This is a genomic window from Saccharothrix coeruleofusca (genome assembly GCF_017876325.1).
In the GTDB taxonomy this organism is placed as follows: domain Bacteria; phylum Actinomycetota; class Actinomycetes; order Mycobacteriales; family Pseudonocardiaceae; genus Actinosynnema; species Actinosynnema coeruleofuscum.
The window spans coordinates 5,209,537-5,225,550 of the sequence record NZ_JAGINV010000001.1 but is presented as its reverse complement, the minus strand read 5'-3'; the positions used below and the strand labels follow the sequence as shown (position 1 = coordinate 5,225,550).

19 protein-coding genes are annotated in these 16,014 nt (G+C 72.5%); 17 read left to right on the top strand and 2 right to left on the bottom strand.

Features of this window, described 5'->3' with window-relative positions:
• Position 1 precedes the first annotated feature (1 nt).
• The 12 genes from rimM (at position 2) to JOF41_RS23400 (ending at position 10,013) form a co-directional block, all read left to right on the top strand.
• Positions 2–520 carry a ribosome maturation factor RimM gene (gene rimM, locus JOF41_RS23455; RefSeq protein ID WP_189222872.1) on the top strand — a complete coding sequence of 173 codons (519 nt, stop codon included), beginning with the start codon at positions 2–4 and terminating at the stop codon, positions 518–520.
• On the top strand, positions 510–1,283 hold the full coding sequence (gene trmD / locus JOF41_RS23450; protein WP_209621986.1) for a tRNA (guanosine(37)-N1)-methyltransferase TrmD: 774 nt from the start codon (positions 510–512) through the stop codon (positions 1,281–1,283). Before rimM ends, trmD begins: the two co-directional genes overlap by 11 nt.
• A 190-nt stretch (positions 1,284–1,473) precedes the next feature.
• On the top strand, positions 1,474–1,833 hold the full coding sequence (rplS, locus tag JOF41_RS23445) for a 50S ribosomal protein L19 (RefSeq protein WP_073896548.1): 360 nt from the start codon (positions 1,474–1,476) through the stop codon (positions 1,831–1,833).
• Positions 1,834–1,868: 35 nt separating this feature from the next.
• Complete coding sequence (lepB, locus tag JOF41_RS23440) at positions 1,869–2,771, top strand: signal peptidase I (RefSeq protein WP_307867510.1); 903 nt, start codon at positions 1,869–1,871, stop codon at positions 2,769–2,771.
• Positions 2,772–2,787: 16 nt separating this feature from the next.
• Positions 2,788–3,699 carry a signal peptidase I gene (gene lepB, locus JOF41_RS23435; protein WP_189222874.1) on the top strand — a complete coding sequence of 304 codons (912 nt, stop codon included), beginning with the start codon at positions 2,788–2,790 and terminating at the stop codon, positions 3,697–3,699.
• A gap of 9 nt (positions 3,700–3,708) precedes the next feature.
• Positions 3,709–4,503 carry a ribonuclease HII gene (locus JOF41_RS23430; protein WP_189222875.1) on the top strand — a complete coding sequence of 265 codons (795 nt, stop codon included), beginning with the start codon at positions 3,709–3,711 and terminating at the stop codon, positions 4,501–4,503.
• Positions 4,503–4,826: a DUF2469 domain-containing protein gene (locus JOF41_RS23425; RefSeq protein WP_033431454.1), complete on the top strand. Its 324-nt coding sequence runs from the start codon at positions 4,503–4,505 to the stop codon at positions 4,824–4,826. The genes JOF41_RS23430 and JOF41_RS23425 overlap by 1 nt, the downstream gene beginning before the upstream one ends.
• A 205-nt stretch (positions 4,827–5,031) precedes the next feature.
• Positions 5,032–5,400: a YraN family protein gene (locus JOF41_RS23420; RefSeq protein WP_189222876.1), complete on the top strand. Its 369-nt coding sequence runs from the start codon at positions 5,032–5,034 to the stop codon at positions 5,398–5,400.
• Positions 5,400–6,911 (top strand): YifB family Mg chelatase-like AAA ATPase, encoded by a 1,512-nt coding sequence (locus tag JOF41_RS23415; protein ID WP_209621983.1) that lies wholly within the window; start codon positions 5,400–5,402, stop codon positions 6,909–6,911. The genes JOF41_RS23420 and JOF41_RS23415 overlap by 1 nt, the downstream gene beginning before the upstream one ends.
• Positions 6,908–8,062, top strand: coding sequence for a DNA-processing protein DprA (gene dprA, locus JOF41_RS23410; RefSeq protein WP_209621980.1), 1,155 nt, complete (start codon positions 6,908–6,910; stop codon positions 8,060–8,062). The genes JOF41_RS23415 and dprA overlap by 4 nt, the downstream gene beginning before the upstream one ends.
• Before the next feature lie 33 nt (positions 8,063–8,095).
• Positions 8,096–9,070, top strand: coding sequence for a tyrosine recombinase XerC (locus JOF41_RS23405; RefSeq protein ID WP_209621977.1), 975 nt, complete (start codon positions 8,096–8,098; stop codon positions 9,068–9,070).
• Positions 9,045–10,013 (top strand): FliA/WhiG family RNA polymerase sigma factor, encoded by a 969-nt coding sequence (locus tag JOF41_RS23400; RefSeq protein WP_189222880.1) that lies wholly within the window; start codon positions 9,045–9,047, stop codon positions 10,011–10,013. Before JOF41_RS23405 ends, JOF41_RS23400 begins: the two co-directional genes overlap by 26 nt.
• Positions 10,014–10,173: 160 nt before the next feature.
• On the opposite strand, the gene JOF41_RS23395 is transcribed toward JOF41_RS23400, so the two are convergent.
• A complete protein-coding gene (locus JOF41_RS23395; RefSeq protein ID WP_244989665.1) occupies positions 10,174–10,692 on the bottom strand; it encodes a M23 family metallopeptidase in 519 nt (172 codons plus the stop codon).
• A gap of 380 nt (positions 10,693–11,072) precedes the next feature.
• On the opposite strand from JOF41_RS23395, the gene rpsB reads away from it, so the two are divergent.
• The 5 genes from rpsB to JOF41_RS23370 all read left to right on the top strand — a co-directional run bounded on the left by rpsB (position 11,073) and on the right by JOF41_RS23370 (position 15,173).
• Positions 11,073–11,909: a 30S ribosomal protein S2 gene (rpsB, locus tag JOF41_RS23390; protein ID WP_189222882.1), complete on the top strand. Its 837-nt coding sequence runs from the start codon at positions 11,073–11,075 to the stop codon at positions 11,907–11,909.
• A gap of 92 nt (positions 11,910–12,001) precedes the next feature.
• A complete protein-coding gene (tsf, locus tag JOF41_RS23385) occupies positions 12,002–12,817 on the top strand; it encodes a translation elongation factor Ts (RefSeq protein ID WP_189222883.1) in 816 nt (271 codons plus the stop codon).
• A gap of 118 nt (positions 12,818–12,935) precedes the next feature.
• Positions 12,936–13,646, top strand: a complete 711-nt coding sequence (pyrH, locus tag JOF41_RS23380; protein ID WP_229795489.1) for a UMP kinase — start codon at positions 12,936–12,938, stop codon at positions 13,644–13,646.
• 39 nt (positions 13,647–13,685) lie between these two features.
• The gene (gene frr / locus JOF41_RS23375) at positions 13,686–14,243 is read left to right on the top strand and encodes a ribosome recycling factor (RefSeq protein ID WP_121008492.1); all 558 of its coding nucleotides are present in this window, start codon (positions 13,686–13,688) and stop codon (positions 14,241–14,243) included.
• Between the two features lie 75 nt (positions 14,244–14,318).
• On the top strand, positions 14,319–15,173 hold the full coding sequence (locus JOF41_RS23370; RefSeq protein WP_189222885.1) for a phosphatidate cytidylyltransferase: 855 nt from the start codon (positions 14,319–14,321) through the stop codon (positions 15,171–15,173).
• A gap of 4 nt (positions 15,174–15,177) precedes the next feature.
• Here the strand turns inward: JOF41_RS23370 and JOF41_RS23365 are convergent, their stop codons facing one another.
• Entirely contained in the window at positions 15,178–15,987 is an 810-nt protein-coding gene (locus JOF41_RS23365) for a VOC family protein (RefSeq protein ID WP_189222886.1), read from the bottom strand.
• Positions 15,988–16,014 lie beyond the last annotated feature (27 nt).

The window sequence follows — 16,014 nt, the reverse complement described above, 5'->3', positions numbered from 1 at the left end:
CATGGACGTCGTCGTCGGCCGAGTGGCCAAGGCGCACGGCATCCACGGCGAGCTCGCCGTGGACGTGCGCACCGATTCGCCGGAAACGCGGTTCGCGCTGGGCTCGGTCCTGGTCGCGAAGCTGCGCGACGGCACGTCTCGCAACCTCACCGTCGCAGCCGCCCGGCACCACGCCGGGCGGCTGCTGGTGCGCTTCGAGGAAGTCCTGACCCGCGACGTGGCCGAGCTGCTGCGCGGCACGCTGCTGTTCGGCCGCACCGAGGACCTGCCGCCCACCGGTGACCCGGACGAGTTCTACGACCACGAGCTGGAGGGCCTGTCGGCAGAGCTGGCCGACGGCACGAAGGTGGGCACCGTCCTGGAGATCGTGCACGGCCCCGGCGGCGAGCTGCTGGTCGTGCGCCGCGAGGGCGGCGGCGAGGCGCTGGTGCCGTTCGTGCGGGAGATCGTGCCCACCGTGGACGTGGCCGGTGGCCGCGTCGTCCTGGACCCGCCAGAGGGCCTGCTCGATGCGGATTGACGTCGTCACCATCTTCCCCGAGTACCTCCAGCCGCTGCGCGCCGCGCTGCTGGGCAAGGCCATCGACCGGGGCCTGATCAGCGTCGAGGTGCACGACCTGCGCGACTGGACGCACGACGTGCACAAGGCCGTGGACGACAGCCCGTACGGCGGCGGTCCCGGCATGGTGATGAAGCCCCAGGTGTGGGGCGAGGCGCTGGACGAGGTGTGCGCGGGCCAGACCCCCCGCCTGGTGGTGCCCACCCCCGCGGGCAGGCCGTTCACCCAGGAGTTGGCGCACGAGTTCGCCGCCGAGCCGCGCCTGGTCTTCGCCTGCGGCCGGTACGAGGGCATCGACCAGCGCGTGGTGGACGACGCGGCCCGCCGGATGCGCGTGGACGAGGTCTCCATCGGCGACTACGTGCTCGTCGGCGGCGAGGTCGCGGTGCTGGTGATGGTGGAGGCCGTGGCCCGGCTGCTGCCCGGTGTGCTGGGCAACCCGGCCTCGGCCGCGCAGGACTCGTTCTCCGACGGCCTGCTGGAGGGCCCCAGCTACACCCGGCCCGAGGTGTGGCGCGACCTGGCGGTGCCCGAGGTGCTGCGGTCGGGCAACCACAAGGCCATCGACCGCTGGCGGCGCGACCAGGCGCTGCTGCGCACCCTGGAGCGGCGACCCGACCTGCTGGCCGCCCTCCCCGAGGACGCGCTGGACAAGCACGACCGCAAGCTGCTCGACACCCGAACGCAAGCAAGTACCACCCGACCCGCGCCGCGGGGCCGTTAACCACTACCCGGCGTCGCCGGTTCACCCAGCACCCGATTTCGTGCGGACGCTGGTCGTCTGGCACACTGGACAGGTTGCTGCAGCCGGGTACGTCCGGCGTGCGCCGCAAGCCCGCCCCCAAGCTGGTAGTTGACATGGAACGCGCCCTGGGGGAGTACGCAATACACGTGAGGACGAGGACGGACCACCGATGAACACCCTGGACGCTCTTGACGCCCAGTCGCTGCGCTCCGACATCCCGAGCTTCCGGCCGGGCGACACGCTGAAGGTCCACGTCCGCGTCATCGAGGGCTCCCGCGAGCGGGTCCAGGTGTTCCAGGGCGTCGTGATCCGCCGTCAGGGCGGCGGCATCCGCGAGACCTTCACCGTCCGCAAGGTCTCGTTCGGCGTCGGCGTGGAGCGCACCTTCCCGGTGCACTCGCCCAACATCGCCGAGATCGAGGTCGCCTCGCGCGGCGACGTCCGCCGGGCGAAGCTGTACTACCTGCGCGACCTGCGCGGCAAGGCCGCCAAGATCAAGGAGAAGCGCGAGGCGAAGCCGGCCTCCTGACGGCGGGTTCACGCGACACGGATAGTCTGCCCCACGTGGCAGACCCCGTGCGCCCCTCCGCCGACGGAGGCGACCAGGATCGTCCCGGCGCGGCCGAGTCCCCAGCGGACTCGGCCGCCCAGCACCAGGGCGAGGCGAAGAAGAAGCCTCCGCTGTGGCGCGAGCTGCTCGTGCTGGCGGCCACCGCCCTGGTGCTGACGTTCCTCATCCAGACCTTCCTGGCGCGGGTGTACGTCATCCCCTCGCAGTCGATGGAGCAGACGCTGCACGGCTGCCCCGACTGCTCGAACGACCGGGTGCTGGTCGACAAGCTGGTCTACGACTTCAGCGAGATCGAGCCCGGCGAGGTCGTGGTGTTCCGCGGCCCGGACGCCTGGGGCAACGACTTCGTCTCCCAGCGCTCGGACAACCCCGTGGTGCACGGCCTGCAGACCGTGCTGTCCCTGGTCGGCCTCGCGCCGCCGGACGAGCGCGACTTCGTCAAGCGGGTCATCGCCGTCGGCGGGCAGACCGTGGAGTGCTGCGACGAGCAGCACCGCGTCAAGGTCGACGGCAAGCCGCTGGACGAGCCGTACATCTACTGGCAGCCCGGCACCTCCCCGGCCGATCACGAGCCGTTCGCGCCCGTGAAGGTCCCCGAGGGACACCTTTGGGTGATGGGTGACAACCGCACGAACTCCACCGACTCGCGCAAGCAGGGCGGCGGTGGCGAGGCGGGCACCGTGCCGGAGGAGAACGTCATCGGCAAGGCCCGCGTGATCGTGCTGCCGCCGTCGCGTTGGCAGGGCATCGGCGACCACAACCCGCAGGCGGTGGCCATGGGCGCGCCCGCCTGGCAGGGCGCGGTCCCGGCGGGCGCGGGCGTGCTCGCCGCGTGGCCGGTGCTGTTCCTCGGTCGGCGGCTGCGCAAGCGGCTGACCGGCCCCTCCCGAACCTGATCGGTACGCTGGGGGAGTGGTAGACGTCGCACCGTCCCGTGGCTCGTCCGACGAGGACCCCCAGCGCTCCTCCGACGAGGAGGCCGTCGAGGCGTGGCGCAGGCGCGCCCGGAAGGCGGGCAAGCACAAGCGCAAGGGCTCGTTCTGGCGCGAACTGCCGATCCTGGTCGTGGTGGCGGTCGGCCTGGCCTTCCTGATCCAGACCTTCCTGGCGCGGGTCTACATGATCCCGTCGGAGTCGATGGAGCAGACGCTGCACGGCTGCGCGAACTGCTACGGCGACCGCGTGCTGGTCGACAAGATCACCTACGACTTCAGCGAGCCCGCGCCGGGTGACGTGGTGGTCTTCCACGGGCCCGACACGTGGGTAAACCAGGACTTCGTGACCCAGGAGCCGACCAGCCCGGTGGCCAGGTTCTTCAACGGCCTCGGCACGCTGATCGGGCTGCCGTCGGCCAACGAGGAGGACTTCGTCAAGCGGGTCATCGCCGTCGGCGGGCAGACCGTGCAGTGCTGCGACGCCCGCAACCGGGTGGTGGTGGACGGCAAGCCGCTGGAGGAGCCGTACCTGTACTGGGAGCCCGGCCGCAGCACGGTCCAGGAGTCCTTCGCCGAGCTGAAGATCCCCGAGGGCTACCTGTTCGTGCTGGGGGACAACCGCAACGACTCGTGCGACTCGCGCTGCCAGGGCGACGGGCGCGAGGGCGGCCTGGTGCCGGTGGACAACGTGGTGGGCAAGGCGCGCGTGGTGGTGCTGCCCCCGTCGCGCTGGCAGACCGTGAGCGACCACAACCCGCAGGCGCAGGCCATCGGCGCGCCCGCGTGGCAGGACCTGGCCCCGGCGGGCGTGGGGTTCGCCGCGGCGTGGCCGGTGCTGCTGCTGGGCAAGCGCGCGCGGGCCAAGCTGCGGCGGTCCAGGCTGGGATAGGGTCGTGGGGTGATCCGCAAGCCGCCGCGCGCCCAGGTTCGGCAGACCGCGGGCATCTGGGCTTTCCAGGCCGCGCTGGACCGGCGCGGCCTCGGACCCGTCGCCGGGGTGGACGAGGCCGGTCGGGGCGCCTGCGCCGGTCCGCTGGTGGTGGCCTCCTGCGTGCTCAGACCCGGTGACGCCGCGAGGTTCGCCGGGCTCACCGACTCCAAGCTGCTCACCGCGGCGGCCCGCGACCGCATGTACGACCTGCTGCTGGAGCGCGCGGTCGACTACGCGGTGGTGGTCGTCCCGGCGAGTGAGGTCGACCTGATCGGCGTGCACGTGGCCAACATCGAGGGGATGCGGCGGGCGGTGGCCCAGTTGTCCGAGCACCCCGGCTACGTGCTGACCGACGGCTTCCCCGTGCCCGGCCTGACCGCGCCGAGCACGCCGGTGGTCAAGGGCGACCGGGTGGCCGCCTGCGTGGCGGCGGCGTCGGTGCTGGCCAAGGTGACCAGGGACCGGATCATGACCGGGTTGCACGAGGAGTTCCCGGTCTACGGCTTCGACGTGCACAAGGGCTACAGCACCGCCGAGCACACCGCCGCGCTGCTGGAGCACGGCCCGAGTGCGCAACACCGCTGGTCGTATGCGAACGTGGCGGCTGCGGCGGTTCGACATGGCGTGGAACCACCGCACCGGGTGGCGCGCGGGGTGATCAGCGCCGGCGTGGTCCAGAATGGAGGACCCCCGCAGATCGGCGGTGGCAGGCTCGCGACGAGGAGGGGCGCGGATTCGATGAGCACCCGCGCGGAGGCGTAATGAGTGCAGAGGATCTCGAGAAGTACGAGACCGAGATGGAGTTGTCGCTGTACAAGGAGTACCGCGACATCGTCAGCCAGTTCTCGTTCGTCGTGGAGACCGAGCGGCGGTTCTACCTGGCCAACTCGGTGGACGTGCAGGTCCGCAACGCGGACGGCGAGGTCTACTTCGAGGTGCGGATGTCCGACGCGTGGGTCTGGGACATGTACCGTCCCGCCCGGTTCGTGAAGAACGTCCGGGTGATCACGTTCAAGGACGTCAACGTCGAAGAACTGGACAAGCCCGAGTTGCGGCTGCCGGAGGACGGCCCGTTCAACTCCTAGTGCTCGTCGTCCGGAAGGGGGTTCCTCCGCGGAGGAACCCCCTTCCGGCGTTAGCACACCCCACCGACAGTTCCGGCTGACCCGGCCGGAGTCGTCCCCGGAGTTGTCCACAGCCACCCCGGTTGTCCACAGCCGCGCGACCGCCGCTGGATCGCCTCGCCCCCGGTGGGCACAGTCGGATCACCGACTGACCCGAGGAGGGGACATGACCGCACCGGCCAAGGCGATCGCCGCCGACCTGGGCCGCAAGGCCGAGGACGTGGCCTGCCGGTACCTGGAGGAGCAGGGCCTGGTGGTGCTCTCGCGCAACTGGCGCTGCCGCGAGGGCGAGCTGGACGTGGTGGCCACCGACGGCGAGCAGCTGGTGGTGTGCGAGGTGAAGTGCCGGTCCGGATCGGGGCGCGGCGACCCGGTCGAGGCGGTGACCCCGGAGAAGCTGGACCGGGTGCGGCGGGTCGCGCTGCGCTGGCTGACCGAGTACCGGGTCGGCTGGGTGCGGTTGCGCTTCGACGTGGTGGCGGTGGAGTGGCCGCCGGACGGACCGGTGCGGCTGCGCCACGTCAGGGGCGTGTGATGGCGCTGGCACGCGCGTGGTCGGTGGCGCTGTTCGGGGTCGACGGCGTCCCGGTGGAGATCGAGGCCGACGTCGGCGTCGGCGTGGTGCGGACCCAGCTGCTCGGCCTGCCCGACGCGGCGCTGCACGAGTCCAAGGACCGGGTCAGGGCGGCGGTCCGCAACAGCGGGCACCAGTGGCCCACCCAGCGGGTGACGCTGGGCATGTCGCCCGCGACGCTGCCCAAGGGCGGTTCCGGCTACGACCTGGCCCTGGCCTGCGTGGTGCTGGCGGCGGCGGGCGCGGTGCCCGCCGAGCGCCTGGAGGGCACCGCGCTGCTGGGCGAGCTGGCGCTGGACGGCCGGGTGCGCCCCGTCCGGGGAGCGCTCCCGGCGCTGCTGGCGGCCCGCCGGGCGGGCCTGCGCCGAGCCGTGGTGCCCGCCGACTCCCTGCCCGAAGCGGCGCTGGTGGACGGCGTGGAACTGCTCGGCGCGGCCTCGCTGGCCGAGGTGATCGCCTGGCTCGACGGCGACGACGTCCTGCCGCAGCCGGGCCCGGCGCCTGTCGCGGCGGTGCCCGAGGGGCTGGACCTGGCCGACGTGATCGGCCAGCCCGAGGCCAGGTGGGCGCTGGAGGTGGCCGCGGCGGGCGGCCACCACCTGCTGCTGGCCGGGCCGCCGGGCACCGGCAAGACCATGCTGGCCCAACGCCTGGTGAGCCTGCTGCCGCCGCTGTCACCGGAGGAGGCCCTGGGCGTGACGGCGGTGCACTCCGTGGCGGGTCTGCTGACCCCGGAGTCCCCGCTGGTGGCGACCCCGCCGTTCGTCTCGCTGCACCACTCGGCCTCACCAGCGGCGCTGGTGGGCGGCGGGCAGGGGCTGGCAAGGCCCGGCGCGGTCAGCCGCGCCCACCGCGGCGTGCTGTTCCTGGACGAGGCGTGCGAGTTCGGGCCGGGCAAGCTGGAGGCCCTGCGCACCGCCCTCGAGGAGGGGGAGGTCCGCCTGGCCAGGCGGGACGGCATCGTCCGCTACCCCGCGAGATTCCAGCTGGTGCTGGCGACCAACCCCTGCCCGTGCGCCCCGCCGAAGGAGGTCGACTGCGTCTGCCCGCCCGCCGCGCGCAGGCGCTACCAGGGCAAGCTGTCCGGTCCGCTGCTGGACCGGGTGGACCTGCGCGTCACGATGCGGCCGCTGACCGCCATGAGCGGCGCGGACGTGGCCGAGCCGGAGTCCACGGCGGTGGTCCGCGCTCGGGTGCTGGCGGCCAGGGACAGGGCGGCGGCCCGCTGGTCGGCCCACGGCTGGCGGACCAACGCCGAGGTGCCCGGCCCGGTGCTGCGCCGCGAGCACGCCCTGCCCAGGGCGACCACCGCGCTGCTCGACCGCGCGCTGGCCGTCGGGGCGCTGACCGGCAGGGGCGCGGACCGGTGCCTGCGGGTGGCGTGGACGCTGGCGGACCTGGCGGGCGCGGACCGACCGGAGGCCGACCACGTCGCCGCGGCCCTGCAGTTCCGCGAGCGGAGGGCGGGGTGAGCGGGGGTGAGCGGGCGCTGCGCCTGGCGCGGGCCTACCTCTCGCGCGTGGCCGAGCCACCGGCCCCGGCGCTGGCGTCGTTCGTCGCGGAACTCGGCCCGGTCCGGGCGGCCGAACTGGTGCGCCGGGGGGAGGTGCCCCCGGCGGTGGACAGCCAGACCTCGGCCCGCCGCGCCGAGGACCGGGCCGAGGACGACCTGCGGCGGGTCGCCCGGATCGGCGGCAGGCTGGTGGTCCCCGAGGACGAGGAGTGGCCCGCCTGGCCGTTCACCGCCCTGTCCGTGGCCGCCTCGCACGGCCTGCGCTGCGGTTTGGCACCGCTGGCCCTGTGGGTGCGCGGCGACGCGGACCTGGCCGGACTGGTCGAGCGGGCGGTCGCCGTGGTCGGCAGCCGGGCGGCCAGCGGATACGGCCAGCACGTGGCCGCCGAGTTCGGCTTCGGGCTGGCCGAAGCCGGTGTCACGGTGGTCTCCGGCGCGGCCTACGGCATCGACGGCGCGGCGCACCGGGGCGCGCTGGCCGCGGGCGGGCGGACGATCGCGGTGCTCGCGTGCGGGGTGGACGTCGCCTACCCGGCAGGGCACCAGGCGCTGCTGGAGCGCATCCCGCGGCAGGGGCTCGTGGTCAGCGAGTACCCGCCGGGCCACACCCCGGCCCGCCACCGCTTCCTCACCCGGAACCGCCTGATCGCGGCGCTGGGCGACGGCACGGTGGTGGTGGAGGCGGGCAGGCGCAGCGGCGCCAAGAACACCGCCGCGACGACGGCGGCGCTGGGGCGGGTGCTGATGGCCGTGCCGGGGCCGATCACCTCCGCCAGCTCGCAGGGCTGCCACGAGCTGCTCAGATCCGGAGAGGCGGTCGCGGTCGGCAGCGTCGCCGAGGTGATCGAGTCGACCGGTCGGCTCGGCGACGACCTGGTGCGGGCGGGGCGGTGCGACGGGCCGGGACCGCCGCAGGGCGACGCGATGCGGGTGCACGAAGCGCTGGGCCTGGCGGGCGGGCGCAGCGCCGAGGCCATCGCGGTGGAGTCCGGCGTCGAGCTGGCCAGGGTGCGCGCCCTGCTGCCGGAACTGGAGCTGGTGGGCCTCGCCGAGCGGGACGCCGCAGGTTGGAAGCGTTCCCAACGCACGACAGGGCGTGGCGATGCTTGACCAGGAGCGCCGACAGGCGCAGCGTTTGACGCTATGTCCCCGTCGCCAGCCAGGGCTCGCCGCGCAGACCTCGTCCGACTGCGCGGTGAGCTGCCCGACGACGTGCGCGGCTCCCTGGCCGCCTACGAGCGCCACCTGGCGATGGAGCGGTCCCTGTCCCCGCACACGGTCCGCGCCTACCTGGGCGACGCGGTGTCCCTGCTGGTCCACCTCTCGGGCGGCACGCCCGCCGACGCCACCGTGGAGTCGGTCGACCTGGCCGGGCTGCGGTCCTGGCTGGCCGCCCAGCACGCGGCGGGCGCCAGCCGCACCACCCTCGCCCGCCGCACGGCCGCCGCCCGGACGTTCACCGCGTGGGCGGTCCGCGCCGGTCTGCTCGGCGAGGACCACGGGCTGCGGCTGACCGCCCCGCGCAGGCACCGCACCCTGCCGACGGTGCTGCGACCGGACCAGGCGCGCGCCGCCCTGGAGGCCGCCGAGGCGGCTGCGGAGCAGAACGATCCGGTTGCGCTGCGTGACCGGGCCGTGGTGGAGTTGCTCTACGCGTCGGGCGTCCGGGTCGCCGAGCTGTGCGGTCTGGACCTCGACGACGTGGACTACTCCCAAAGGGTGATCCGAGTGCTGGGCAAGGGCAGTCGCGAGCGGACCGTGCCGTTCGGCATCCCGGCCGAACGCGCACTGCGGCAGTGGCTGGACCACGGGCGGTCCGCGCTGGTCAGCGACCGTTCACAGCGGGCGCTGTTCCTGGGCGCGCGCGGCGGCAGGCTCGACCCGCGTACCGCCAGGCGGGTTGTCCACGATGTCATGGGTGCGGTCCCCGACCCGGCGGACACCGGACCGCACGGCCTGCGCCACTCCGCGGCCACGCACCTGTTGGAAGGGGGAGCCGACCTGCGCACCGTCCAAGAGCTCCTCGGTCACGCTACGCTCGCGACGACCCAGCTCTACACCCACGTCACCGTCGAACGGTTGAAGGCGATCCATGACCGAACCCACCCCCGTTCCTGACGACGCCGGGGGACGTTCGCGGACCGCGACCGTGACCTCCCCGCACGCCGAACGCTCGGGGACCCCGTCGCAGGCGCAAGCCCCGGCGGGGGCGGACGATCATGCCGGCGGTGGGGCGGTGTTCAACGGCCACCAGCGGCCCGCGCACCCGGCCGCCGACTCGCGCACGACCGACGACGTGGAAGCCGGGATCATCGCGCTGTGGCAGACCTACGGCCGCTCGCGCGAGAACGCCCTGCGCGACCGGCTGGTGCTGCACTACGCGCCGCTGGTCAAGTACGTCGCGGGCCGGGTGGGCACCGGTCTGCCCGCGCACATCGACGTGTCGGACCTGATCCAGTCCGGCATCTTCGGCCTGGTCGACGCCATCGAGAAGTTCGAGCCCGAACGCGGCCTGAAGTTCGAGACCTACGCGATGCAGCGCATCCGCGGCGCGATCCTGGACGACCTCCGCTCCCAGGACTGGGTTCCCCGATCGGTGCGCAGCCGGGCGCGCGACGTCGAGCGGGCGCTGGAACGCCTCGGCGCCAAGCTCCAGCGCACCCCCACCGACCGCGAACTGGCCGCCGAACTGCGGATCGGCCTGGACGAGTTGCGGGAGCTGTACGCGCAGCTCCAGCTCACCAGCGTGGTGGCGCTGGACGAGCTGATCGCCGCCGGGCGCAGCGCGGGCGGCGTGGGCTCCTCGCTGGCCGAATCGCTGCCCGACGAGGACGCCGAAGACCCGGTGGCCACCCTCGTCGACCAGGACAGCCGCCGCCAGCTCGCCGACGCCATCGCCCAGCTCGCCGAACGCGACCGCGTCGTGGTCACCCTCTACTACTTCGAGAACCTCACCCTCGCCGAGATCGGCAAGGTCCTCGGCGTCACCGAATCACGGGTCTGCCAGCTGCACACCCGCGCCGTGCTGAGACTGCGCACCAAGCTCAACGAGCTGAGTTGAATTGCCGCGCCTCCGGCGCGGCGGGCTCGGCCGCCTGGAAGTCGGCCCATCGGCACGCGTTTCGGAAAAATCGAAGGGCGTGATTTTTCCGAAAGGCATGCCGACAGGCCGACGCGGCCTCGCGTGGTGGTCACCTGGCCTGCGCGGCCTCGCGTGGTGGTCACCTGGTTGGGGTGGCTTCGGGTGGGGGTTGCCTAGTTGGTGTGACTGGTAGTAGGCGGACGCGGGGTGGGGTGAGCAGGCGCAGGGGGTTGAGGTAGTCGCGGCTCCTGGGGGTTGTTCCGAGTGCTGCCCTGGTGGCGCCCCAGTGGAGGCAGGCCGCGGTGGGACAGCCCTGGTGGCCTGGCCGCAGGGTGCCGATCGGGGTGCCTCGGTTCACCCGTTGGCCTGGGCGCACGGTGGGGTGCACCGGTTCGTAGGTGGTGCGCAGGCCGCCCGCGTGCAGCAGGGAGACGAGCGGGCGGTCGGCCAGCACGGCGGCGTGCACCACCACCGCGTCACCCGCCGCCAGCACCTGCGCGCCCGGCGGCGCGCCCAGGTCGACGCCGCGGTGGCCGGGGCCGTACGGGGTGGCGGGTGGCTGGAACGGCCGCACCACCGGGTGCGGGGGTGCCAGCGGCCAGCCGAACCGCGCCGGGGCCGCCGCGGCGGGTGGCGCGACCAGCAGTGTCAAGGCCATGACCAGGAGCGTTCGCATCGTGGGAGTCACGGGCCCACCGTGCCGTCGCGGGCACGTGCCTGCCAGCGCGAACGGCCCGCCTGTGGACAACCCACCCGCCTGTGGACAACTCGCGGGGTCGGTTCGTGGTCGCGCGGGCTCCGGGCGTACACTCCTTGCGCGGCCCGTGTGAGCGCGGGGCGACTTCGCGTGCCAACGCAGATCCGACCTGTTCCTTCCGCGGTCGAGTCACGGCGTCCGGCGGTCCGGGGGTGAGTTCGACCCCCGGTTCGGACGGCGGCGGGGCACCAGGGCGGTGGGCCACCCGGTCCGCCGCGTGCAACCGGACACCGCGTGCCCGCCCGGCGGGCGCGCCTGATCGAAGAGGTGCGATACCGGCCATGGCCGTCGTCACCATGAAGCAGCTGCTCGACAGCGGCGTGCACTTCGGGCACCAGACCCGGCGCTGGAACCCGAAGATGAAGCGCTACATCTTCACCGAGCGCAACGGCATCTACATCATCGACCTGCAGCAGACGCTGACCTACATCGACCGGGCTTACGAGTTCGTCAAGGAGACGGTCGCGCACGGCGGGTCGATCCTGTTCATCGGCACCAAGAAGCAGGCGCAGGAAGCCATCGCGAACGAGGCCCTGCGGGTCGGCATGCCGTTCGTGAACCAGCGCTGGCTGGGCGGCATGCTGACGAACTTCTCCACCGTGCACAAGCGCCTCCAGCGGCTCAAGGAGCTGGAGTCGATGGAGCAGACCGGCGGTTTCCAGGGTTTCACCAAGAAGGAAATCCTGATGATGAACCGCGAGAAGGACAAGCTGGAGCGCACGCTCGGCGGTATCCGCGACATGTCCAAGGTGCCCAGCGCCGTGTGGATCGTGGACACCAAGAAGGAGCACATCGCGGTCGGCGAGGCGCGCAAGCTGAACATCCCGATCGTCGCGATCCTCGACACCAACTGCGACCCGGACGAGGTCGACTACCCGATCCCCGGCAACGACGACGCGATCCGCTCCGCGGCGCTGCTGACCAAGGTCGTGGCCGAGGCCGCCGCCGCCGGTCTGATGGCCCGCTCCGGCGTGCGCACGGGCGGTAACGCCGACGAGAAGCCGGAGCCGGGTGTCGCCACCGGCGAGCCGCTGGCCGAGTGGGAGCAGGAGCTGCTCGTGCCCGCCGCCGAGGCGGGCGACAAGCCCGCCGAGGGCTCCGAGGCCGCTCAGTCCTGATCCGCCGCAACGCCGCGCCCGCTGACCGAGCGGGCGCGGCGTGCGCACAGAACCACCCGCGCGTACCCCGCAGAAGGAACGGAAACCGCACGATGGCGAACTACACCGCCGCTGACGTGAAGCGCCTCCGCGAGCTCACCGCCGCAGGCATGATGGACTGCAAGAAGGCGCTGGAGGAGGCCGACGGCGACTTCGACAAGGCCGTCGAGATCCTGCGCATCAAGGGCGCCAAGGACGTCGGCAAGCGCGCCGAGCGGACCACCTCCAACGGTCTGGTCGTCGCCGAGGACGGCGTGATGATCGAGCTGCGCTGCGAGACCGACTTCGTGGCCAAGAACGCCGACTTCCAGGAGCTCGCGGCCCGGATCGTCGCGGTCGCCAAGGCCACCCGCCCGGCCGACGTCGAGGTGCTCAAGGCCACCGACCTCGACGGCAAGCCCGTCGACGCGGTCGTCCAGGAGTTCTCCGCCAAGATCGGCGAGAAGCTGGAGCTGGCCAAGGTCGCCGTCTTCGACGGCACGGTCACCACCTACCTGCACCGCCGCGCCGCCGACCTGCCGCCCGCCGTGGGCGTCGTGGTCGAGTACACCGGCGACAACGAGGACGCCGCCCGCGGCGCCGCGATGCAGATCGCCGCGATGCGCCCGCGCTACCTCACCCGCGACGAGGTGCCCGCCGACCTGGTGGCCAACGAGCGCCGCATCGCCGAGGAGACCGCTCGCGAGGAGGGCAAGCCGGAGGCCGCGCTGCCCAAGATCGTCGAGGGCCGCGTGAACGGCTTCTTCAAGGACGTCGTGCTCCTGGAGCAGGCCTCCGTGACGGAGTCCAAGAAGACCGTCAAGGCCGTGCTGGACGAGGCCGGGGTCACCGTGACCCGCTTCGCCCGGTTCGAGGTCGGCCAGGCCTGATCCGCGTGAGGGCGGGGTTGCGTCGCGTGGCAACCCCGCCCTTGCCGTGTCCAGAGGAGGACCCGTGGTGAGCGCAGGGGTAGAGCAGGCCGAAGCGGCGGGCGGGTACCGCCGGGTGATGCTGAAGCTGGGCGGCGAGATGTTCGGCGGCGGCGGGGTCGGGGTCGACCCGGACGTCGTGCAGACCGTCGCCAGCCAGATCGCCGCGGTCGTCCGAACAGGCGTGCAGGTCGCCGTGGTCATCGGCGGCGGCAACTTCTTCCGCGGCGCCGAGCTGCAGCAGCGCGGCATGGACCGCAGCCGCGCCGACTACATGGGCATGTTGGGCACCGTGATGAACTGCCTGGCGCTGCAGGACTTCCTGGAGCGCGAGCACGGCATCGACACCCGCGTGCAGACCTCCATCACCATGGGCCAGGTCGCGGAGTCCTACATCCCCCGCCGCGCCATGCGCCACCTGGAGAAGGGCCGCGTGGTGATCTTCGGCGGCGGCGCAGGGATGCCCTACTTCTCCACCGACACCACCGCCGCGCAGCGCGCGCTCGAGATCGGGTGCGAGGTCGTCCTGATGGCCAAGGCCGTGGACGGCATCTACACCGCGGACCCCAAGGTCGACCCGGACGCGCTGATGTTCGACAACATCACCCACCGGGAAGTGCTGGAGCGCGGCCTCAACGTCGCCGACGCCACGGCCTTCAGCCTGTGCATGGACAACAACATGCCGATCATGGTGTTCAACCTGCTGACCGAGGGCAACATCGCGCGGGCCGTGCGCGGTGAGAAGATCGGAACCCTGGTGAGCACCCCCGGTGGTCGCCCGTCCTTCTAGAACCTGCTGGGATTCGATCCGAACACTAGGGAGCCAGCCGTGATCGACGAAACCCTCCTCGACGCCGAGGAGAAGATGGAAAAAGCGGTGTCGGTGGCGAAGGAGGACTTGGCCGCGGTGCGCACCGGTCGCGCCACTCCGGCCATGTTCTCGCGCATCGTCGTCGAGTACTACGGTTCGCCGACCCCGCTGAACCAGCTGGCCAGCGTCGCCATCCCGGAGGCGCGCATGGCGGTCATCAAGCCCTACGACACCAGCCAGCTGAACTCGGTCGAGAAGGCCATTCGCGACTCCGACCTGGGCGTCAACCCCAGCAACGACGGCGCGGTGATCCGCGTGGTCATCCCGCAGCTGTCCGAGGAGCGCCGCCGCGAGATGGTGAAGGTGGCCAAGGGCAAGGGCGAGGACGCCAAGGTCTCCATCCGCAACATCCGCCGCAAGGCCAAGGAGGAGCTCGACCGCCTGGTCAAGGACGGCGAGGTGGGCGAGGACGAGGGCGTCCGCGCGGAGAAGGAGCTGGAGAACGTCACCCACCGCTACGTGGCGCAGGTGGACGAGCTGGTCAAGCACAAAGAAGCCGAGCTGCTCGAGGTCTGAGGTGGCGATCGCGTACGGCCGGGTCCCCGGCACGGTGGTGGACCCGTCCGGTGGCGGGTCGTGACAGGAGCACAGGTGGCAGGCGGCGGTGAGCAGGACGCGCCCGCGCCGTCCCGACAGGGCAGGGCGGGGCGTGACCTGCGCGCGGCCATCGCGGTCGGCGTCGGTCTGGGTGCGGTCATCCTGGTGTCGCTGTTCCTGGTGCGGCAGCTGTTCGTGGTGGTGGTCGCGGCGGCCGTCGGCGTGGCGATGTACGAGCTGGCGGGCGCGCTCAAGCGCGCGGCGGGCATCCGGGTCGCCCTGGTGCCCGCGCTCGCGGGCGGACAGGCCGTGGTGTGGCTGGCGTGGCCCTACGAGCGCGGCGGGGTGCTCACGGCCTTCGTCGTGACGATCCTGGTGTGCCTGGTGTGGCGGCTCAAGGACGGCGCCGACGGGTACCTGCGGGACGTCACCGCCTCCGTGTTCACGGTGGCCTACGTGGCGATGTTCGCCTCCTTCGCGGTCATGCTGGTCGTGCCCGAGGACGGCGTGTTCCGGGTGCTGGCCTTCCTGATCGGCGTGGTGCTGTCGGACACCGGCGGCTACGTGGCCGGGGTCCTGTTCGGCAAGCACCCCATGGCCCCCGCCATCAGCCCGAAGAAGTCCTGGGAGGGCTTCGCCGGGTCGATGGCGGCGGGCGTGGTCGGCGGCGTGCTGACCGTGGGCCTGCTGCTGGGCGGCCAGTGGTGGCACGGCGTGCTGTTCGGGGCGGCGATCGTGCTGACCTCCACCACGGGCGACCTGGTGGAGTCGCTGATCAAGCGGGACCTCGGGCTCAAGGACATGGGCACGCTGCTGCCCGGTCACGGCGGCCTGATGGACCGGATGGACTCGCTGCTGCCCTCGGCCGTGGTGTCCTGGCTGCTGCTGCACCTGTTCGTGCCCGCGTAGCGGGTCACTCGTCGTACGGGTCGTCCACGGGCGCGCCGATCTCCTCCAGCGGCACCTTGCGCGAGGGGTCGATGACGGAGAACACGGCGCCCGCGTGGTCGGTGACGGCGGTGATGCGGCCGACCGTGGTGTCGTAGGGCTCCACGGTCACCCGGCCGCCCAGCTCCAGCACCCGCGCGGCCACCGAGTCGGTGCCGATCTCGGGCGCGGCGGTGAAGTAGACCATCCAGTGCGGCGGCTCGCTGAGCGGGAACGCGCGGCCCATCTCCTGCCTGCCCAGCACGGTGTGGCCCGCCGCCGACCAGAGCGTGTAGTCCAGCGTCAGCCCGTCGCCGATCTGCACGACCTCGAACCCGCACAGCTGGCGGAAGAACTCGTCGGTGACCTCGCCCTGGCGGGTGTTCAGCTCCGCCCACGCGTACATGCCGTGGCCGTCGGTGCCGAACAGCCAGTCCGGCGGCACGCTGCGGAAGCCGGTCAGCACCCCGCCCGGCTCGACGATCAGCGTGCTGGTCTCGGTGGGCTCGCGGGCGATCCGCCCGCCCAGCGCCTGGGCCTTCTCGGCGGTGGCGCGGGCGTGCGGCGTGTTCAGGTACGGCACCCAGGCGCCGTGCCGGTCGTGGGGCCAGAACCCGGCCACCGGCAGGTTGTCCACCATGGCCACGGTGCCCGCGCCGTCCTCGGCGTAGTGCCAGGAGAACAGGCCCGCGTAGAAGTCCTTGGTGGCCTGGAGGTCGTCGACCGGCAGCTGCACCCAGACCGGGGCGCCGGGGTGGAGATCAGCCAGGGCGGGGGAGTTCGGGACGATCGTCACCGCGACCTCCAAGCGATGCGGGGGGTG